At 53.4% G+C, this 19,782-nt stretch carries 18 protein-coding genes; 1 reads left to right on the top strand and 17 read right to left on the bottom strand.

The window, feature by feature from the left end; translation table 11 throughout:
* Window positions 1-230: 230 nt before the first annotated feature.
* The 17 genes from JWG88_RS07795 to JWG88_RS07715 form a co-directional block, all read right to left on the bottom strand.
* Entirely contained in the window at window positions 231-809 is a 579-nt protein-coding gene (locus JWG88_RS07795; protein ID WP_337833112.1) for a DUF6088 family protein, read from the bottom strand.
* Window positions 810-1,015: 206 nt separating this feature from the next.
* Window positions 1,016-2,572: a DUF1254 domain-containing protein gene (locus JWG88_RS07790; RefSeq protein WP_205233136.1), complete on the bottom strand. Its 1,557-nt coding sequence runs from the start codon at window positions 2,570-2,572 to the stop codon at window positions 1,016-1,018.
* 63 nt (window positions 2,573-2,635) lie between these two features.
* Window positions 2,636-4,177 (bottom strand): DUF1254 domain-containing protein, encoded by a 1,542-nt coding sequence (locus JWG88_RS07785; protein WP_205233135.1) that lies wholly within the window; start codon window positions 4,175-4,177, stop codon window positions 2,636-2,638.
* A 26-nt stretch (window positions 4,178-4,203) separates the two neighbouring features.
* Window positions 4,204-5,721: a DUF1254 domain-containing protein gene (locus tag JWG88_RS07780; RefSeq protein WP_205233134.1), complete on the bottom strand. Its 1,518-nt coding sequence runs from the start codon at window positions 5,719-5,721 to the stop codon at window positions 4,204-4,206.
* Window positions 5,722-6,161: 440 nt separating this feature from the next.
* The gene (locus JWG88_RS07775; RefSeq protein WP_205233133.1) at window positions 6,162-8,450 is read right to left on the bottom strand and encodes a patatin-like phospholipase family protein; all 2,289 of its coding nucleotides are present in this window, start codon (window positions 8,448-8,450) and stop codon (window positions 6,162-6,164) included.
* Between the two features lie 22 nt (window positions 8,451-8,472).
* Window positions 8,473-8,982, bottom strand: coding sequence for a YMGG-like glycine zipper-containing protein (locus JWG88_RS07770; RefSeq protein WP_205233132.1), 510 nt, complete (start codon window positions 8,980-8,982; stop codon window positions 8,473-8,475).
* Window positions 8,983-9,079: 97 nt separating this feature from the next.
* Entirely contained in the window at window positions 9,080-10,363 is a 1,284-nt protein-coding gene (locus JWG88_RS07765) for a hypothetical protein (protein ID WP_205233131.1), read from the bottom strand.
* A 213-nt stretch (window positions 10,364-10,576) separates the two neighbouring features.
* The gene (locus JWG88_RS07760; protein ID WP_205233130.1) at window positions 10,577-11,341 is read right to left on the bottom strand and encodes a hypothetical protein; all 765 of its coding nucleotides are present in this window, start codon (window positions 11,339-11,341) and stop codon (window positions 10,577-10,579) included.
* Between the two features lie 133 nt (window positions 11,342-11,474).
* On the bottom strand, window positions 11,475-11,903 hold the full coding sequence (locus JWG88_RS07755) for a cysteine rich repeat-containing protein (RefSeq protein WP_205233129.1): 429 nt from the start codon (window positions 11,901-11,903) through the stop codon (window positions 11,475-11,477).
* Window positions 11,904-11,989: 86 nt separating this feature from the next.
* Window positions 11,990-12,823 carry a hypothetical protein gene (locus tag JWG88_RS07750; RefSeq protein ID WP_205233128.1) on the bottom strand — a complete coding sequence of 278 codons (834 nt, stop codon included), beginning with the start codon at window positions 12,821-12,823 and terminating at the stop codon, window positions 11,990-11,992.
* On the bottom strand, window positions 12,816-13,364 hold the full coding sequence (locus JWG88_RS07745; RefSeq protein WP_205233127.1) for a hypothetical protein: 549 nt from the start codon (window positions 13,362-13,364) through the stop codon (window positions 12,816-12,818). The genes JWG88_RS07750 and JWG88_RS07745 overlap by 8 nt, the downstream gene beginning before the upstream one ends.
* A 334-nt stretch (window positions 13,365-13,698) precedes the next feature.
* On the bottom strand, window positions 13,699-14,106 hold the full coding sequence (locus JWG88_RS07740; protein ID WP_205233126.1) for a response regulator: 408 nt from the start codon (window positions 14,104-14,106) through the stop codon (window positions 13,699-13,701).
* A gap of 219 nt (window positions 14,107-14,325) precedes the next feature.
* Entirely contained in the window at window positions 14,326-14,943 is a 618-nt protein-coding gene (locus tag JWG88_RS07735) for a HupE/UreJ family protein (protein WP_205233125.1), read from the bottom strand.
* On the bottom strand, window positions 14,940-15,536 hold the full coding sequence (locus JWG88_RS07730) for a HupE/UreJ family protein (protein WP_205233124.1): 597 nt from the start codon (window positions 15,534-15,536) through the stop codon (window positions 14,940-14,942). Before JWG88_RS07730 ends, JWG88_RS07735 begins: the two co-directional genes overlap by 4 nt.
* Window positions 15,537-15,577: 41 nt before the next feature.
* A complete protein-coding gene (locus JWG88_RS07725) occupies window positions 15,578-16,582 on the bottom strand; it encodes a HupE/UreJ family protein (protein WP_205233123.1) in 1,005 nt (334 codons plus the stop codon).
* A gap of 1 nt (window position 16,583) precedes the next feature.
* Window positions 16,584-17,489, bottom strand: coding sequence for a peptidylprolyl isomerase (locus JWG88_RS07720; protein WP_205233122.1), 906 nt, complete (start codon window positions 17,487-17,489; stop codon window positions 16,584-16,586).
* Window positions 17,490-17,502: 13 nt separating this feature from the next.
* The gene (locus JWG88_RS07715; protein ID WP_205233121.1) at window positions 17,503-19,446 is read right to left on the bottom strand and encodes a DUF3604 domain-containing protein; all 1,944 of its coding nucleotides are present in this window, start codon (window positions 19,444-19,446) and stop codon (window positions 17,503-17,505) included.
* A 26-nt stretch (window positions 19,447-19,472) separates the two neighbouring features.
* On the opposite strand from JWG88_RS07715, the gene JWG88_RS07710 reads away from it, so the two are divergent.
* The gene (locus JWG88_RS07710) at window positions 19,473-19,742 is read left to right on the top strand and encodes a hypothetical protein (protein ID WP_205233120.1); all 270 of its coding nucleotides are present in this window, start codon (window positions 19,473-19,475) and stop codon (window positions 19,740-19,742) included.
* Window positions 19,743-19,782: the final 40 nt, after the last annotated feature.

Here is a 19,782-nt window from a genome sequence, read left to right as displayed (position 1 = left end):
ACCATGTAAGGCATAGGTAACCCAGTAGTCCTTTTCTATTGAATATTTCAGGGATACCTAAATGCGCTGCAGCGGTATTCACGGCCTGACGAAAAAGCTTTTCATCCTCATGCAGTCTCATCTAACACTCCATTCAGAAGCAGAAAAAAGGACCTTTGAAGCTCCAGGAATAGCGTAGGTAGTAATCGGGTTGAGAGAGTTTTTCAGTCTCTCTGTCTTCTCACCTCTGCCTATATCTGCCAGCATTGCCCCAGCAAGGCTCTGGTTGAAGGTTGATACTTCAAGGCAAGTCTCATTATTTTCTCCTGCTGCTGGTCGGATAACTCGGCGACAAGCTGTTTTGAGGTCGCGATACTCTTTTCGATTTTCGTATCGGGGATCTTTTCGATAAAGCGTAGGAGATCAAGAAGTTGCAACAGAGGGATATTTTCTTTGGTGATAGTGTTCTGTTTGACAAAAGAGATGGTATACCTTTCTCGCTTAAACGGGGACCGAACTTCCTGCCTGCCTATTTGGATGACACTTCCGATCTGGGTGGTCAAACCAAGTTTATTGTAGATGCTGAGCCCGGTGAGGTAACCCACTGCCTTTCCATCCCGATCAAGCTGATCTTTTACCACTTGATACTGCTCAGGAGGCAGCTCTCCAAAAGGGGATAACTCAGACTTATAGTATTTCCCTTTGGCAAGCTTCACTATCCTGCCAGATTCCGCCAGCCTGTTCAGTGACTTCACCAGCGCTTCTTTACTTTTCACCTTGCCTACAAAGTCGACATAGGTAAAAACATATCCACGAGAGAAACGATCAATTTTATTCTTTATATATAGTGATTTTCATGTCATGTCAAATTCATCAAAAAAATCATCTGTCCAGTTTTTACCACAAATGGGAGTGAGAAACTCTGCTTTCCGCCTGCGCTCGATGATCCGCTGGGACGGTTGCCCTTGATCAACTCGTGAGAGCCGGGCGATCGCCCGGCTCTCTCCCGGCCAAGCCGTGAGTTCCTCAACGGTGCTCACTGCGCTTTTTCGGCCCTGGGCATGTTGTATGAACCGTTGGTAAGTGCGGCATAGGGTCCATAGAAACGTGCTGTGAACCTGAACCCTTCCGCCGGTGCCGGAAGCCAGTTCTTCGCTTGATCCGGATCGGCAGGCTTCTCGTGCTGGACGTAGATCACCAGCTTGCCGTCCTGGGCTGCCAGGTCACCGGCCGCCAGCATGAAGCTGTTGACGGTATAGCGGTTGATCTCATTGGCAACGAAATAGCCATTTGCGTCATAGATAGGGATCGACCAGAACTGGGTCACTGGCGGCAGGTCGTTCATGTCGAAGGTGAGCGTGTATTTGTTCTTGCCCGTCAACGGTTTGCCATCCGCATCGGTGAACAGGAAGGCGCCGCCATGCGAAATGTTCTTGTCTGGTGCCGCCCAGGCCGCATCGGCGATGATCGCACGGTCCATCCAGCGGGTTTCGAAGCCACCGTCATTGCGCACAACGCCCCAGCCATTCATGTTAATCATGTTAGTCTTCATCGTCTTGCGGACGCTCTCAAAACCAGCCTTGAAGCCTTTCTCCAGCGCTGTTTGCTGCTCGGGGGGCAGTTTTGCCCAGTCAAAGCGCAGGCCCTTGCCAATGTTGAACGCCTCAAGCTGCTTGAGCATGTCGGCCTCCATGAGCGAATCCTTCAGCGTCGGCATGGTCGGATCGTTCAGGATCACACTGAGCAGGGTAAAATATTGCTCGGGAGTCTGCTTGTCGACCTGACCGAACTGATATTCTGGCAATCCATCGGGAATGGGGTAGTCACCCTTCACGATCTTTCTGTCGGCTTGGGCGATGCCCTTTTTGCCATTGGACAGCCAGTCGGCCAAAGGCGTAATGGTCACCTGATCCTGATAGCGGTTGATGGTCTTGATCTCGGCATCGGTCCCCGTTTCGACGGCCATCCGCACAACACCATAAGCGGTCAGGGTCGGCCATTGAACGATCTCGGTGGTCGGGAAATCGGCTGGCACATTGCCGGTGAAGGTTGGCGGCACCAGGATGTATTTTCGCGCACTTGTACCATTGAAGGGCGAACCGACAATCATTCGGAAGATGCCGTACTGGTCCATGATCTGAACGCTGAAATAGCGGTCGGTGATTTCGGGCACTTCGATGACGATCGGTCCTGTGCGCAGGTCAAGAAAGCCTGCGCCATAAAGCGTGGTCGCGTTCGGCGTGACCACCGGGTAATCGGGGGTGATCTGCTTGCGCACCCAGGAAAACTGGTTCAGGCCTGCATAGACGATGTTGTCCTTGGCGTCATTTTGGGTGTAAGTCCAGCGCTGGCCATAATAAATCGCCTGCTGCAGGCCGTAGATATATGCCTGCTCGGCCACGGCTTCGGCTTCCTTAGGAGAGGCCGCCTTGACGGCCTGCGCGCTGACCGCAACGCCGATGAATGCCGTGGCTACGATCACATTACAGATCATTCTTCTCGCCGATTTCATTCGCATCCGCGAACGAGGTGTTGCCGGGCCACTAAGCACGCCGGCTGTTGCAACGGTGTCCAGGTTGTTTGACTGTTTCATGCGTTTGTCTCCTTGATAATTGGCAGGTATATTTTTCATGATGACTCATGTGTGGTTGATTTTTTATTTGCTTGGTTCACCGGTCACCAGCTCGATCTCGCCGGGACGCCAAGTTTTTTCGATCCAGGGCTCCAGCGGACCATACATGCGCAAGATGGTGAACCAGCTTTTGCCCGGCACGGTCTGAAGCCAGTTGCCTTCTTTGCCTTCCGGCGGCTCGGGCGCGAAGTAGAGGTCATAGGAACCATCCGTATTCTTCCGGATACCTTCGTCTTGACTGCCGACAGTGGGGAACTCCTGGCCGGTCTGCAGCAGCGACCGCGTTTGCGTGTCGTAGAGGGTGACCGCCCAGAAGTTGTTGACCGGCACATCGGGCGGCAGACGAAGCCTGTAGGTTTTCGAGCCGTCGAAGACCTTCATGTCAGCATCCAGGTACGCCAGGGCGTAGTCTGAGCCTGCTCCGGCGGTTGTCGTAGCCATCGCGGGCGTAACGCCGGTCGCGTTGAAATAAAACAGCACTCGTGCGTCCAGACCCATGGTACCGTCCACCTCGAAGGATGTGTTCTTGTTGGCGTAGGCCATCGTCCAGGCACTTTTCGTGTCGGGATAAATGAACACACCGTCGATGCGCGGCTGGTAGGTGATGGCGCGGACGGTGGCGTTACCAAGCGTCGCGGCCTCGTTCAGCAGCTTCTTCATGCGGTCGTCGGGGTTGAAAGATTTGCCCTTGACGATGCCGATTGCGGCCAGTTGACCGCGCAACTCAGGTCCGATCGCATCGATGGGTTCGACCTGCACCAGCGCATCGAGATCCTCGAAGAAGCTAAGGTCGCGGGTAACGATCGTGTTGTAGCTCTTGCCAGACATGTTGATAAACTTGGTGGCCGGAGGATTGTCCGCCTTGGCGAGAGGATAGATCCGGAGCTTGGTTTTGATGTTTTCCACGGCGGGTATGAGTCCATTGGCTATCGATCCCCGCAGGAACAACAGGTTGTTGTAGGTGGGGAGCTTGATGGTGAAGTATCCCTCGGGTACCTCACCGTTGTAATCCGGGGGAAGCAGCAGATACATGCCGCCCTTGCCCTTGTCCGGACCGATCGCGCCAAGGTTGGCGATGAAGCGGAACCAGGCGTCATCGAGGAATCCCAGCATGCCGGGCGGCAGTTCGACAACCAGCGGTCCGCCGGCCTTTAGATCGAGGTAGGTGAGGGCATACAGGGTCGAGGTGTTTCCTGTAAGGTAGAGCGACGCGGGTTTAAGGAGCTGTTCGGTGATCGTAACTTTACTGGATGTATCGGCACCGATGCCCATATTGCCTTTACGCATGGCGTTGAGCGATGCGGCGCCTTGGTTGTTCAGGTAAACCTCGACGGCGCGCATGCGGTCGAGATTATCGTAGAGTGTCTCTATGGTGGCATCGTTAGGCACCCCGTCGAAGAACTCCAGTGTACCGATAGCTGTTTCGACCGTGTCGGGAATTGATATGGTTGTAAGCTCTTCCGCCGACACTTCGGCCCGTACAGACGTGGTGGCAAAGAGTGCGGCCAGGGAAAGAGCAACCGAAATTGCCAGTAAACCAAGATTCTGTTTTATGTGATGTGTCATGTAATTTTTCCTAAAATAGTGCGTATTCATTTAACAATCTCGATCTCACCCGGACGCCAGCTCTTGTTGATCCACGGCTCGAGCGGACCGTACAGCCGAAGGATGGTGAACCAGCTCTTGCCAGGTACAGTCTGCAGCCAGTTGCCTTCCTTGCCTTCCAGCGGTTCAGGTGCAAAATACACATCATAGGAGCCGTCGGCGTTTTGGGACATTCCCTCGGACTGGCTGCCGACGGTCGGGAAGCTCTGGCTGGTCTGAAGCTGTGAGCGGGTCTGGGTGTCGTACAGGGTGACCGCCCAGAAGTCCTTGACCGGCACGTCCTTGGGCAGATGCAGTCGGTAGGTCTTGGCGCCGTCGAAGGCCTGTTTGTTGGCATCGAGAAATGCAAGGGCGTAGTCCGAACCCTGGCCTGGGCTGCTGGTGGCCATGGCTGGCGTGACCCCGCCGGCGTTGAAGTAGTAGACCACCCGTGCGTCCAGGCCCATTGTCCCATCGGCTTCGAAGCTGGTGTTCTTATTGGCGAAGGCAGTGGACCACACGCTGCCTGGGTCGTCCGGATAGATTCTTACGCCGTTGAACCGGGGATGGAAGGTGATGGCCCGAGACGTGGCATTGCCAAGCGTGGCGGCCTCGGTCAACAGCTTTTTCATCCGCTCGTCGGGTTCAAAGGGCTGTCCCTTGACGATGCCGATGGCGGCGATGGCGCCGCGCACTTCCGGGTTGATCGCCTCGATCGGTTCTTCCTGAATGACCCGGCTGAGGTTTTCAAAATAGCTGAAGTCGCTTGGGAAGACCGTGTTGAAGGCTTTGTTCGACATGTTGACGAATTCGGTTGCAGCCGGAGTCTCCATGTCTTTCAGTGGATAGACCTTTAGGTTCGAGGTGATATTGGTGACCGCGGGTTTCAGGCCGTTTTTGATCGAGCCGCGCAGAAACATGAAGTTTCTGTTCGTTGGCGGCTTCAGCAGGAAGTAGCCGTCGGGGATATCGCCCGTGTAATCTGGGGGCAGGACAAGGTATTTGCCGCCTTTGCCCTTGTCTGGCCCGGTCACGCCCATGTTGCCGACGAAGCGCTGCCAGGCGTCGTCAAGGAAGCCGAGCATACCCGGCGGGACTTCGATCACGGTCGGCCCGTCCTTGGCAAGATCGGTGTAGGTATAAGCATAAAGGGTCGAGGTGTTGGCGGTGACCACCAGTGTCTGGGAATCCATCAGCTGTGCGAAGATGGCGATCCTGTTGGCGCCTTCGGCCCCGGCATCGGCCAGTCCCTTGCGCACACTATACATCGACACGGCACCGATATTGTCGAGAAACACCTGCATGCCGCGCATGCGGTCGTAGTTGTCGTAGATCTTCTCAATAGTGGCCTTTTCCGGTACGCCATCGAAGAATTCCAACGTTCCCAAGGTCGTCTCGACATTGTCAGGTATCGATATGGATTTCAGCGATTCCTGCGACACCTCAGCTCCCGCGAGCTCAGCGCAGGGCAAGGCCAGGACGGCAGCGGTGAACAGGACTGTCAATGAACTGAATCGGTGTTTCATAAGGTTTGCCTCCTCTATGGCGGTATGAAATTATGCGTGCTGTCAAATACAAATCTGATGACTTATAAAACTCAGCCTAACCTCTTAGAGGGGGCCTGGTTGCTCATTTCGCGGGTGTCTGAAGTCTGGACGGCTGCAGCCAACCCCACATGGACGAGTCTATGGCGTCCCCCGCGAAGTGAGGAATCCGGACCCTCGGGAGTGTGGCCGAATTTCATGCAATACAAATGTGTTCGGTGCGCTCAAATACTCTATCCAGCATTGATAATGAAGAATGCAACATGCTGGATTGTGGTTACATTCTTCAAGCCTCCATCATTTCTTCCGTAATTCTCAGCATGACTTTCTTGCCGTGGTACATGGATCAGACTGGCGATCGGATTAATCGGGTTTTTGGCCAGATCTTCAGATGCAGTAAAATTCTGCAGTTCGGCATCCTGTTAAAAAGTTCTTCCCAGGTAAAAATAGCCTGCCATCTCGCCGCCGTCGATCATGCCAAGTCCGATATAAAACGGTCCAAGAATGGTGTCATAGCCAACAAAGAGACTCCCTGCCAGTCGTAGATCGCTGAAATCAAAGGAGTCATCCCATACATTACCGGTTTCGATCGAGCCGCCAAGGTAGAGATCGCCTATATATGATGTCCCTGCCTTGTAGTAGGAAACGACTTTGGCTAAAAAGAGAGAGTCTCCTCTGAGCTGATCCTGCTGCAGGCCGGAAAGGTTGAGAAAACCGCCCAGCTTCCTATCCTCGTTGAAGGGCAGATCTCCGTTGAGACTCGATCCGGCACTGAGCTGGGTCAAAAAGGTCTGCCGCTTATAGCTCGCGACTCCGGTGAACGATCCTTCCAACCAGGAATAACTTTCATCGGCACCCAGCGCATCGAGTGAGGTAAAGCCGGTTACACTCGCAAAAGAACCCTCATTGGGAAAGTGCACATTATCGAGTTGATCAAAGGTTCCGCTGTAGATGATGCCGCGTCGTGTAAAGGTTTCCTCTTCCGGCAGCAGTCGACGGTCTCCCGTTTCCAGAGAGATATCATCCTCGCCGACAAGCAGCCCGATCTTGGCAATGCCGTACATCCAGGGTTGGATGCCGATGTCGACACCGAGGCTGTATTGGTTGGCGCGATATTCGGCGACCCGGTCATCGCCATCATAGAGAGAAACCGGTCGTTCAATCCACTTGCCGTACGGCATGATAAAAAAGAGACCATCGGAGCTGAGCGGCTGGTAAAACTCCGTATAGACCCCGAAGGGCGTGCCAATGAAGGCCAGCGTCTTCCACTCCGCCCCGTAGGCATTGATCCATCGCCTGGTGTAGTCGAGAAGGATGTTATAGCTGCTGGTTCCTTCGATATTGCTTTCCAGGGCCACCCCGAAGCGTAAATAGTTGGGGCCCAGTGAGTTATCCCTGGCCCGAAGCAGCAGGTCATATGCCCCTTCATCCTGCGGCCTGTCCAGCATAATGTCGACGCGGTCGAAATCCCCCATGCCAAAGACATATCCGGTACCCTCGACAAGCCTGGCTAAATCGACGGTGTCGCCTTCTTCTATACCGAATCTGTCGGCCACCACCTCGGAAGATGTCCTGTTCTGATTTTCCACCTGCACTTCGATATCGGCAATGGCCAGTTGCTCGATCTGCTCCCGGCGGTGTCCGGCGAGAAACTCTTCATACTTCTCTTTTGAAACGGAGTATCTTGCCAGGCTGTCGGCCTTGTTCCGTGCGGCGGCATAACCTATTTGGCTGCCTTCCTGCCCCCGGGCGAAGTCTCCGGAACCAAGATCACCAAGATCGGGGTTTAGATAGATATCGTCTGAGTCGAGCTGCTTGATCTGTTCACGGACATTGCTGCTGATCATGATATCGAGCATCTGGTTCATTATTTCCAGAGGTCCTCCAAGCTCTTCCCGGTTCAGCAATGCCTTGCCGACATCGACGGCAATGATGACGTCGGCACCCATGCCGCGGACGATATCGACGGGCAGATTGCGCACCAGGCCTCCATCGATGAGAATTCTGCCGTCCACTTCTATGGGCGGGAAGGCTCCCGGCACAGACATACTTGCCCGAGCGGCCTCGGCGAGTCGGCCGCTTTTCAGAATGACCATCTCGCCCGTTTCGAGATCGGTGGCGACGGCACGAAAGGGAATGGGCAGATTGTCAAAATCGGTCACACTTGTGGCATGGAGGAGTAATGATCTGAAAAAGTTGTTGATTTTCTGGTCTTTGACCAGGCCCTTGGGCAAGACGATGGTGCCGTCTCGCACACCGAGCGTAAGTGGAGCAAGAAAGAGGAAATCTTCCCGTTTTCTCCTGAAATCGATATCCCGACGATCCGGATCACCTGTGAAAATGTCCCCCCAATCTACGCGGGTCAGTGTGTTTTTGATGTCATCCGGGGAGAGGCCCGAGGCATAGAGGCTGCCGACGATGGCTCCCATGCTGGTACCGGCAATGTAATCCACCGGAATCCGCAACTCCTCCAGGGCTTGTAAAACCCCTATATGGGCTGTACCTTTGGCGCCACCGCCGCCGAGCACGAGGCCTATTCTGGGGCGCATGCCATCTTCTGCCATCGCGGCGGGCAGCCCTGGCAAAAAGACGCCTGAGAGGACAAGAGATACCAGCCAGTAGAAGCATATATTTGCAAAGCGCTGATTCGCAGCAGACAAAACATTCATGGGAGCACGAAAAAGAGTCATACCTGAGGCGATATGCTTCATGGAAGATTCCACGTTTGATGAATCAATTGACGGTGTACTCCCTCGCCTTCATGCATACCTTGAATGCGTCCCGGAAATAATCGAGACTTTCTGACTGCATCTGTTGGCTCTGCTGCTGCGCGTCCGCCTTGTTCTGCCTGGCCTTGCGCCCGCCGAGCATGGTGCCGGCGACCGCACCGATGCCGGCACCCTCGCCTGCATCGCCTGCAATTGCCCCTATCGCCGCTCCGGCTGCAGCGCCACCGGCTGCACCTTTCAAACGTTCTCTGCCCTTTGGCGAGGAATCGGGCGACTGGGCAGGGGACTGTGCTGCTGCAATCGGATCAATGCCGGTCTGCTGCTGTGCCCACGCGTAGCATTCTCCTTCATCCATGTTCTGTTTTTCTGGGGGCTGGCCTTTTGCCGGATAGACAATTATTTGCAATGACGACGAAAGCGACTGTTGCGCCATTGCCTCTTCCGGGCCCGACATTACAGCAATCATAATGATAATTGCCAATACCGTCCCTCCATATCTGGCATATATGTTCATCGTCTATACCTCCTTCTCGCGTATTGTGTTTAATTCCTCATTCAAATCCATCATTGAAGCCTTCTGTTGAGCTTTCCCTACCACCACGGCAGTGTGTCTATGGAGTCTGTTTTACAGGCCAATGCAATGACGGAAAGAGAAGACCATGCGCATTTCCGTTGGTATGCCAGCCGGCTGTCTCAAAAGATGATTGTGCCGCTGCACTCAGGCTTCCAAGTGTCCATATTTCAAGGTTCGAGGCCTTTTCCTTTGGTATTTCCTCAGATATTCCCTCCGCCACCGATGCTACTCGCGATGACCATATGAGATGGTCGACAGGTAGAATAACGACAACGGTACCGTCTTTGGTTCTCGCCTTGAGCAGTCTGGCCATGGACGAAAAATCGGCAAGCGGAGCGATCCGCTCATGGTATGCCGCTGCCATAACAGCCAATTCAGTCATTATTTTGGCCATATCAGGAGTGCTGGCCTGGAGCCCGATTTTGAGAAAAAGATCTCGGTTGCCGACGCCTTCGAGTTTTTGCAGGGCGGCAGTCATGACTGTCTGCAGGGCCGGGGTAAAGACCGGGTTGTTGAGGAAAAGTTTAACGGTGTCCGGTTCGTTGGTTATGGCAATGAGTTTTTCTTCATTCTGCAGCCACAATTCAGACGGTGAAGTGATGTTTATCGTCTCGTTCAGCAGTCTGGCGGTCCCTGAGGCCGACAACACCAAACCACCGACGCCGGAAATAGCGCTGGTTGCAAGTCCCACACTGATTCCGCCAAGGTAATCGGCCATGGCCAGACGATCCAACTCCTCCTGCAGAACCTCATTACGCGAGTAGATGCTGACACCGTATTTGTTGGCAATCTCCCCTTTGGACTTGGTCAGGCCAATAAACTGCTCCATACGACTGTCTTCGGCATCGGTCAACTTTCGGCTGCCAATGGTCACCTTTGCTCTATGGAAAAGACTGCTCACTCCCTGACCGGCACCCTTGAGAGTTCCCTCTGGGTCGGTGAAGAGGCTTTTGACGCCCTCGACGGTTTTCTTCCCGCTCTGCTGTAGAGAGGAAACCGCCGTATCCGAGGTTTCAACCTCTTTCATTGCCGCAATCGCGGATAATTCTTTGATGAGATTGACAAGGGAAGCAATGGATATGGCCTTGAAGTTGCCGAAATCCGACTGAACGGTAAAATGGTAGAAGAAACCGTCATATTCGACATGGTCATCGACCTTGTGGTACTTGCCCTGGAGAAATTCTGGCTGCAGAAGCTTACCGGCGGAATATGCCTGTGGCACCTCGTAAGAGGGCTCAGCAGCGTAAATGTTTTTTGCAATAAAAAAAGCAAAGAGAAATGTACAGATAATTACTGTTGCAACACGTTTAGATTGAATCATAGATCCTCCTCGCTTCTGTGTAAAAAGCATGGGACAGAGACTGCATTGAAATACGTGTTCGGGAACTCGTTCCGTTTTGCCAAAACTTCCAAAAAAATGTTCTTGTTTTATACAATTCAGCCAAGTTGGTATGCCGGACAGGCAACCGGAAACCTCAAGAGTAACCGGTTGCTGCGTTTCCGTACCCGCTGATGCCGGCAGAGTAAACAAATGTTAAAACCGAAAGCCCACTCCCATGACAGGACCACTCAGGTCAAGCTCCTGAAGCAGTTTGTCATCGTCCTGCTCGTATCTGAGATATCTGTAGCCAAGCCTCACATTGCCCCAACTGAAGCGGTAGCCTATTCCGGAGAAGAGCTGCCAGGTCAGATCAGACTGACCGGTGCCGATATCACCGTGATAGGGAATATACCAGTGCTCGCCTAAATTTATTGCGCCGCGCAGCCCTACTATTCCATCAAAAACATCACTGGAATCAGACCTGCTTGCCGGTACTCCCTGCAGATTCAGGCTTGCCTCAACATCAGCATTGAGATAACGAATCCCTCCGAATGCGGCAAGGGTTCCTCTTTTGCCCTGTACCAGGTCATAGCCGACTCCGGTGCTGACAATCCAGGTCGTAAGATCAAAGCCGGCGGAAGCGCGTATCGGCGTACCGTTCGGGGTTGTCACAGTGATTGTTTCGCTGGCACCGGCATCCATGTAGATGCCGTCCACGAGAAAGGACAGGCGGTCACGTTTGGCTGCAAACCCACCCATAAGGACAAATTCCAGATCGCTGACCAGATCAGAGGCTTCGATGGAAAAATCACCTCCCGACCCAGGACCGCCGGGATATTTGATTGTGCCGTCAACATCGGAGTACCAGCCGTACAGCGTTGCCTCAAATTGCCATTCATCACTGTTCTGCGCAGCAGCAGCGGAGTGGGCAAAGCCTGCTAACAGTGTCGCCAGGCCGGCTATGCAAATTTTTTTCATTAACCTCATTTTCGACATGATTTTTCACCTCAACACATGTTCTCGGTTTCACGACAGGTTCGCTGATCCGGTAACCTCTCTCTGTTCGTTTTCATGGCTGCAGGGAATGCCGGCCAGGCAGCTCCTTGCTATTCTATTTCCAGCCTGCATCCTTCAAGGCCGTATTGCAGCGCCTGCTGATCGTGGATTCATTACTGTCGAGGCAGTCCAGCAGTCGACCTTCTCCCACTTGAACATCAGCACAATATGCTGATAGATCCTGCCGGCATTCTCCGATGACATAGGAGGTGACTGCCAGGGTCTTGTTGAGTTGATGGAGCGAATCGTAGAGGGCATATTCGCAGCGTGGCGACACCTTATCTCCGTAGGCATAGAGACAGGCCAGTATACGTCCCTCTCCGGGAGTGACATCTTTGCAATAACCGGTCAGTTCCTGCTCACATCCCTCGGCAATGGTTTTCATCGCTGCCTCCATTTCCTGGGCAACAGGATTTTCTGCTGCCACCGCCGGTCCAACCAGCAAAAGAATTGCCGCCAGCATCATCATCATTTTCTTTCTCATCTCAATTCCTCATTCGTTTATGGTTAATGCAGCTAAAGAAGAATGATCGACCATCGGACACAGCCCTTCAGCCGGCCGAAGCGTCGTCATTTCGGAAACAGAAACGTCAGCTGAAGCCGTACTCCCAAGTCATCCGCGCCGCCATCGGGAGATTCCGCCCAATATCGTATCCCTGCCATCAGCTGCACCGGTAGTTTGCCGAGTTTAAGCAGCTGCGCCACGGTGAGGTTGATAGGAACCGACCACTCCTCGCCTTCCCAGTCGTAGGTGGCCTCGGTATTCAGCCCGAAGGTTGTCTGGGTCGGCGTCACGTAGGCAAGAAAGGGCTGCATAAAGGTGGCATTGATATCGACCCTGTCATCATCGCCCGCCACCGACCAGATATGGTTGACCAGGCCGCCGTAGGTCCACGGGCCGTTTTGTTTCAACATGACACCGGTCGGCCCCAGACCGAATTTTTCACTGCCGAGGGCGTCTTCCGTGGCCGTGGGCAAGAGCCAGACCGGCCCTACGCCCCATATCCAGCCTCTGCTGGTCGCATCCTTGGGTGAGAAAAACTGGCTGGCGACAATATCCCCCAACCCTGTTTCTCCCTGGCCTGATACCGGAATATCATTCTGATCCACCACCGGCACGATGGTGCGGGTGATAAGGTTCCAGTTTTCACCCATTGAAAACGGGATGACCGGCTGGATATTGATCCGCCACTGCGAACCATCATCATCTGGTCCGATGTTTTCGTCGTAGTTGGCCTGGATCGGCACGCTGATCAGGCTGGCGATGGGATTGGCGAGCTTTTTGGCCAACTCCGCCTGCTGTTCGGCATCACTTGCCGCCGACAGACATGCGGGTGCCATGATTACAAAGACTCCTGCAGCCCAGGCCATCACCTTCAAGATTGGCTTTCTAACGTTATCCATCATTTCTCCTCACATTTTTCGATGCTGTTTTTTCCAGCAATCCGCTGGAGAAAAAAAGCTGACGAATTTTTCCTTCCCCTAAAATGTTGTTCAGTTCCCTGACGGCGAAAAACGGCAGGAAGGCGAAAAGCACTATGAGAAGGTGGGCAAGTAGTTCATAGGGAAACTGGTCCATGAACTCGTGCACTGCTCCAGCAAGTCCCCGGCTATGGAGAAGGTTGCTTACAGTTATTTCAAGCATATGGAACAGCAACACCCATGCTGTAAACAGAACCGTCTTAAAAAGAGTAAGATACATCAGGGGCCTGTCTTTCAGCCGACGCCCCAATTTGAGCATATCTCCAAGCATGACGACCTTGGCCAGGATCAATGCTTTGATGATGCTGATGCCATAATCGCCATAGCTGATATCGTATTCTGCCATCAGCAGTCGGCGATAGGTGGTGAATACGCAGAAAAAAAGCGATAGATAGAGGAAATTGACAAAGTACTCGTTTAACTCATGGGTCAGCTTTTTTTTCCAGTCGTTCTGTTCACTCATAATCAGCCTCTGGGTGCGCCTTCACCTCTGTTTACTGCCTGGCATTTCCTGTCGAAATTCATTTGTGAAACCTGAATACGCTCACTCAAGGCAAGCGGTCGCGCGCCACCCAGCCAATCATAAAAAACCCCAACGGCTGCGGCAGTAAAGTACCGTATCTACAACAGATTTCTGGATGATGCTCCGCATTTCAGTCAACTTTTTTCTATGGCCGGTATTTTCCACGTGCCGTCGATAGTGGACGGTGGGGTCTTCTTGGGCCAATAGAGGCGGCGGTATACGATCGCGAAGGTCAGTAGTATATTGAATTTCATAATCGGTCTCATATTCGTTGTTATTGGCCGTCATTATCGGTCAGTGACGGTGACTTGAACCGTTTTCCCTGATGGACGGCCTCTATGGCCTGAACTAGGTCATCCACCGCCGTACTTTTCAAAACAAAGCCCACCGCCCCGGCAGCAAAGCTGTCCTGCATGGCTACCTGTCCATTATGGACACTGAGAACAAGCAGTTTCACCTCGGGAAAGAGCCTTCGCAGACGATGGATGACATTGAGCCCCCTGGTAACTGGAAAAGAAAGGTCGGCAATAACAAGATCTGGACGTATCTTCTCGATTGCTTCCAGCAGTGAGGCCTCATCAGCCACCATGTGCACCCTTTCAAATATCCCCTCAAGAAGTGTTCGCACTCCACCGAGCATGTCATGGTGACAATCGGCCAGAAGAACTTTTTCGAATTTCATGAATGCTGCCTCCCTCGAGAACGGTATGCTTCCGACCTTCTGTAAAATTGGACATTCTGAAATAATGTTCAAAACAGAGGCGAAAAAGCAGTCAGGTGCACGGGTGGACAGCGAAGCTAACTGCTCTGATACCTAATGATAGGCTAAGGAGGGAAAAAGGATAACTGGGAAAATTACCAGGTTTTCAATAAAATGATGTGCTAGGAGCCTATGGAGGGTTTATGCCATATTGCCCCGCACGAACCAACCGATCATCAATACACCGACCGCAGCAACCCAACCGCCCATGACACGTACAGCTATCCTGGACCATGGTGGCCGAAGTGACACAACTAAGGCGGAAACCAGTGTCACCAGAATAAAAAGGGCTGCCGTAATACCGATAAGCCCCAAACCTGCCGGGCCGCTCTTCAGGGCGATGCCGTTTAAAAAGCCGTGCGTCAGGCTGACAGCAACGGCCGTAATGGTGAAGGCTGACAGCGGAAGACGGAGGTCGGCGGCGATCAGCAATCCAAGAAGGAGAAATGACAGGGCGGCCACCGGAAAATCAGGGAGTGGTGCCGTCTGCATCCCGAAAAGCCCGCCGACAAACCAGGCCGCCGGCACCAGGAACAGGGCATGCCTTCCGTGAGTCGTCCCCAGCAATCCGCCATAAAGAGCAAGAGCCAGGGCGATGATAAGATCCTCCGGAGTGAGCAGCAGATGGCCGATACCGTCATATACCGGTCCCATACCCGTGGTCACCAGGTGGGCCGCGGCGCGTACCGGGTGCAGGATAACCGCCACCATGGACACCACTGGCAGCAGTAGCCAGTATGGCGAAAACGATCGCTTCATGCCAGTGCCTGCCAAAGGAAAAGTATGCCCATACAGGTGATCAGTCCGCCGGAACCGCGCAGGATCAGCTTGCCCATGGGCCAGCGGTGAATAACGCCTACAAGAATACCCAGGCCATGCAGACAGCCGGTGGCCATTACGAAACCAATGGAGTAGAGCTGGCCGCTCTGCCCCGCCGGCAGCTCAGTGCCATGGGCATGACCGTGAAAAATTGCAAAAAAGCCGACCAAAGTTGCGGCAAAGGCAAGCTTGGGCCGAACTTCTCCCAACACCATGATGCCGAGGAGGATGGCCGACAGGGCGATACCGATCTCGATACCGGGAACCGGTATCCCCAAAAGCCCCATCATCGCCCCGAGGGACATGACAATGGGGAAGGTGACTGGCAGAATCCAGATGGCGGGATTGCCCAGCTGCGCACCCCACAGGCCGACGGCAATCATGGCCAGGACATGGTCGAGCCCCGACCAGGGATGCTCGAGGCCAGTGATGAACCCGGCCGCCTGACCTCCCTGGACATGCGCAAAAGCCGACCAGGGAAGAATCAGCAAAAGAGCAATTGCCGCCAATATTTTCCAGAGACTGATACTCATAAATCTTCTTTTCCTGTGAATTGTATTTTTCGTTTCTTTCATCATACGACCCCCAGAAGAATGACAGTTCGCTGAATGGTCCAGTATGCCCCGAGACTGCCAACAACATAGCCTGGCAATGCTGTAACCGGCCTTGGCCAATGAACCTCGAGGATTGTAAATGAGGGGACCAACGCAAGCGCAGTAAACACAAAGGCAAGCTGACCAAATTCAACGCCTACATTAAAAAAAAGCAGCGCCAGGGGGATTTCCGCTTGCGGCATGCCTGTAGTTGTCAGTCCGCTTGCAAAACCGAACCCATGCAGCAGTCCAAATAAAAAAGCCACCATCCAGGGATAGCGGATGGTCAGGCTTGACTGGCCTCTCCATGAACGGACTATTTCCGGGCCAAGAAACAGTATAGAAAGAGCAATTGCCGCATTGAGCGGCGCCAACGGTACGCTGGCATAGCCGAGAGTGGCAATACCCAGCGTTATACTGTGGGCAACGGTAAAAGCCGTAATCGTCTTGACAAGCATCATTCTGCCTTTGACGATGAGAAGCAGGCCGAGCACGAAAAGCAAGTGGTCTATACCCTGGAGGATATGGTAAAAACCCAATCCGGTGTACTCAAAAGCTGCGACATTCGCTGGACGTTCTCCGCGCAATCTCACAGAGGGCAAGGTGGGTCTGACAACCTCCGTTGTTGAGGTACCGTCGAGTCGGATCAAGCGGACAAAGACTGTGGTTATTGTTTTCTCGAGACCGGGAAAGCGGATAATACTCCCATCAACACCTTTTCCATCCAGGGCTACAACACGGCGGAAAACCTGCGAGTCTGGAAGTAACTTTTCTTCGGGAACAATCGTGTCCCGCCAGAGTTCCGGCAATTCGAGCCTGGCGGGATGGGGCCCGCCGTAATAGATCGGCGCCCGCCATGTCAGCTCATAGCGCTGGTCGGCACGTTCCCGGATTTCCAGGGTTCCGGGCTGTGACTCATGGGCAGAGCTCTCCAGACAAAGAGTACATTGCCCAAAAAGCAGTATAAAAAAGAAGAGCAGCCTCATGTCAATTTGGTGACTCCATCGCCGCCTCCGCAGCTGTATTGGCAACCACTTCCTGTGGCTGTTCGATAACAACCGTATATTTTTCCTTCAGTTTGGCGTAGGTTTCATCCTTGAGCATTTGCTGGCGCATGCGCATCAGGTCACGAGCAACCACTTCCCGCACTTCAGCAAGGGGGGGAAGACGGCTTTCTTTAACATCTGTGATGAATACCAGATGGAGACCATAGGCAGATGGCAGCGGCCCCTCCCATCTGCCGGGCTGCACCTCCAGCAGTCGCCTGCCAAAATCATCGCCGAACCTGTTGCTGATCTCCCAGAGAGGTGACAGACGGATGTCGTTTCCCAGCAAAAAGGGAGCGCCTAAAGTGGAGGGTTCAGCACCTTCTTGCAACAGAGAGAGAAGCCGCACGGTCTCGTTTCCTGCTTGTGCCGCCGCTCCGTCTGTACGAATGTATACATGAAGAAATGATACCTGCGGATCTATCAGGTAACGTTCAGGATTCTCCAGCATGAAGGTGCTCAGCTCTGCATCGGTCGGCTCATCCTGGGAAGATATGTCCTCGAAGATGAACTCCATCTGCTGCCGCATTCTTCTCCTGATCACGGGGTCCTGACGATCCAGCCCCATTGCCCTGGCTTGACGATAATAGATTTCGTCACGGATAAATGTCTCGATCAGTCCGGCTTCTTCCTTCTGCGTAGGTTCTCGCTGCCAGGTTTTACTAAAAGTCTCCACCAACTGGTCAATATTGCTTCCAGTAACGACAATCTCGGTGGAAGATTCACCTGTCTGCCCGGTCTGCATTGGAGCGGGGCCGTTACCGTACCCGCTCAGGAAAAACAGTCCCGCTCCAATCAGCAGAAAGTGCAGCAGAGGTTCTTTAAGGAATTTTAACAGTGTTGTCATAATCTACAGTGTTTTACGGCGTATACCAGATCGGCGAGGTGTAGGCCCGTTCCTGCAGGGTCATGGTTGTTCCCTCCACCGGCTTTGTGCCCAATCGCTTTGCATCATAGGCGGTCCAGCGTGGTGTCGGAATTTCCAGGACACGAACATAGTAGACGGCCCGAAGATTGGGATCGAAATCAGGATCCTGCCATACCGCAATCAGTTCCGGGTCGCCTATGGTATTTGTCCAAGTTGCGTTCTCCAGATCCACCGTGCTGCCTACCGGAGTCATACAGCGGCCATCTTCATCGATCTCACGGCCGTCGGAAACCGCCACATCATGGACCCGCTCATGCAGTTTGCCATCTTTGTCGACCCAGCCCTTAATGATCTGGATGCGGTCGAGGTTGGCGCCGAGAGGGTCTTTGAGGGCGGCGGCAATAAACGTGGGAGCTTTGCCGGAAGGAGCAGCTGTAAGATCGCCACCCATGGGCACGCCCTTGGCGTAACCGATGTCGGCCGGCAACCGGTTATGGGCATCTTCTGGTTTGAAGTCCCAACCGCCGAAAAAACGAACTAACATACGTGGACCGGTGGTGGCATAGGTTTCTTTTCGCTCCATAGCGTCAAAGAGCGCGGCGCGGGAGTTTTCCATGGCCCAGACCGCAGCATACCCGGAAGCGCCGACCTCCCAGTCCATGACTGTCACACCGGTTTGTGGATTGCTAACAAAGGCTTTTGTCATACGTTCCGGTCCTGGCTCCTGTGGTGCGGTCTTACCAAAGAAGTTCTCCTCCTCCATGGCAGCAAGGCCGGTATGGGCGTCGCTGCTGCCTATCATGCCGAACTTGTATGGGTTTGTGCCGAGTTTTTCTTCAAGCACGAGGCCGTTTTTCAGGGCCGAACGGGCATATTCATATTCAAGCATTTCCTTTTTTTTGGGTACGGTGCCATCGAGGTTGGCCTTGTCCCATATCTCAAAGTCAGCGAACTCGTCATTGGGTGAAAGATAGGGGTGTGCTTCACCAGTACCCTTGGTTTGTGTCATTTCATACAGCGGTTCCCACTTGGCTCGGGTTGAAACATAGTCTTTGTCGATTTTCTTCCCGAATGCCTCAATAGTGGGGAACATGAGGCCATTGCTCAGGTTGCCATTGTGGGCGATGGCCAGCACATCGCTGCCGGTTTTTTCCTCAGCGGTCGTCATCCATTTCCACAGATCTTCAGGATTATCGCTTCCCAGGGGTTTCATGGTGGTATAAGGTTCTACAAGACTTGCCTTGTTGCCGTTTTCTCGAAAGAGGATGTTGCGGTGGAGGTTGTTGCCGCCGGTGTTTGAAGTCCACTCGAAACCGATAAAGGCAGTGAACCTTCCGGGATCGTTGTACTGTTCAGCAGCGTCTATGGTCTGTTGCCAGGCCGAGCGATAGGCCTTGGTACCGGGGAGGGGAAATCCATCCGGCATCTCTCCCTTACCAAAGCTGACGATAATATCTATTGCAGCATCGGCCCCTTTGCCGGATTTTATCTGGTCGTACCACTTTCGGCCCTGATCCGTAGCCAGCAGTTTCCGGTCACCGCTCATGAGCAGCGGAAAGAAGCCCATGCCGTCGGAGTGATCGGCAACAACGAGAAAATCGAGCGGTCGGGACAGCTTGACCGGTTGGCCGGTATTGGACTGCAATTCATCTCCCCTGGCAAATCGATATGCATCGGCAGGAGTCAGCCTGGCTCCGAAGGCACCGGCGTCCATGGAAAAACCAGTGTGCAGATGAGTGTCGCCGAAGTAGGGCCGTGTGGGGAAGTTGCGTCCCGCATAGGGTGAATACGACGGCTTTTGCGGGAAAACCTTTTCGACCTTTTCCTTGGTTACGGTGTTTGATACCCCCACCCCTTTATCAGCAGCTGAAGCTGACTGGAAGATGGTGAGGCCGAGAATACAAGTGAGTCCGAAAACCAATTTACCATGCTTCATGATTCCTCCATGTGAATTAATATTCTATGTCTCAATCATTTTTGATCATTCGTGTGCTCATCATGTTTTTTGGTGCGGATCGCAGGGCGGCAAATCGCCATCCCCTGATGGACGACCTCTATGGCCTGGGCAAGGTCATCGATTCCCGTTCATTTCAGGACAAAGCCCCTGCCCCTGTATCGAAACTGTCCAGCATAACCACCGAGCTTGGTATAGTGCTATTCGGCCAGAAGTGCGTGTTCCTGTTTGACCATTGCTGCCTCCCTCGAGAACGATGTGTATTCGCCCTTCTATGAGGCAAGAAAACAGCCAGTTGCAATGCAGAAACAGCGAAGC

The organism is Desulfopila inferna, from assembly GCF_016919005.1.
GTDB classification, from domain to species: domain Bacteria; phylum Desulfobacterota; class Desulfobulbia; order Desulfobulbales; family Desulfocapsaceae; genus Desulfopila_A; species Desulfopila_A inferna.
This window is presented reverse-complemented; position numbering and strand designations above follow the sequence as displayed.

Coding starts and splice junctions, on each gene's coding strand:
- JWG88_RS07790 (WP_205233136.1), bottom strand. CDS start 2,572: ATGAAACAGTCAAACAACCTGGACACCGTTGCAACAGCCGGCGTGCTT.
- JWG88_RS07785 (WP_205233135.1), bottom strand. CDS start 4,177: ATGACACATCACATAAAACAGAATCTTGGTTTACTGGCAATTTCGGTT.
- JWG88_RS07780 (WP_205233134.1), bottom strand. CDS start 5,721: ATGAAACACCGATTCAGTTCATTGACAGTCCTGTTCACCGCTGCCGTC.
- JWG88_RS07775 (WP_205233133.1), bottom strand. CDS start 8,450: ATGAAGCATATCGCCTCAGGTATGACTCTTTTTCGTGCTCCCATGAAT.
- JWG88_RS07770 (WP_205233132.1), bottom strand. CDS start 8,982: ATGAACATATATGCCAGATATGGAGGGACGGTATTGGCAATTATCATT.
- JWG88_RS07765 (WP_205233131.1), bottom strand. CDS start 10,363: ATGATTCAATCTAAACGTGTTGCAACAGTAATTATCTGTACATTTCTC.
- JWG88_RS07760 (WP_205233130.1), bottom strand. CDS start 11,341: ATGAAAAAAATTTGCATAGCCGGCCTGGCGACACTGTTAGCAGGCTTT.
- JWG88_RS07755 (WP_205233129.1), bottom strand. CDS start 11,903: ATGAGAAAGAAAATGATGATGATGCTGGCGGCAATTCTTTTGCTGGTT.
- JWG88_RS07750 (WP_205233128.1), bottom strand. CDS start 12,823: ATGGATAACGTTAGAAAGCCAATCTTGAAGGTGATGGCCTGGGCTGCA.
- JWG88_RS07745 (WP_205233127.1), bottom strand. CDS start 13,364: ATGAGTGAACAGAACGACTGGAAAAAAAAGCTGACCCATGAGTTAAAC.
- JWG88_RS07740 (WP_205233126.1), bottom strand. CDS start 14,106: ATGAAATTCGAAAAAGTTCTTCTGGCCGATTGTCACCATGACATGCTC.
- JWG88_RS07735 (WP_205233125.1), bottom strand. CDS start 14,943: ATGAAGCGATCGTTTTCGCCATACTGGCTACTGCTGCCAGTGGTGTCC.
- JWG88_RS07730 (WP_205233124.1), bottom strand. CDS start 15,536: ATGAGTATCAGTCTCTGGAAAATATTGGCGGCAATTGCTCTTTTGCTG.
- JWG88_RS07725 (WP_205233123.1), bottom strand. CDS start 16,582: ATGAGGCTGCTCTTCTTTTTTATACTGCTTTTTGGGCAATGTACTCTT.
- JWG88_RS07720 (WP_205233122.1), bottom strand. CDS start 17,489: ATGACAACACTGTTAAAATTCCTTAAAGAACCTCTGCTGCACTTTCTG.
- JWG88_RS07715 (WP_205233121.1), bottom strand. CDS start 19,446: ATGAAGCATGGTAAATTGGTTTTCGGACTCACTTGTATTCTCGGCCTC.
- JWG88_RS07710 (WP_205233120.1), top strand. CDS start 19,473: ATGTCTCAATCATTTTTGATCATTCGTGTGCTCATCATGTTTTTTGGT.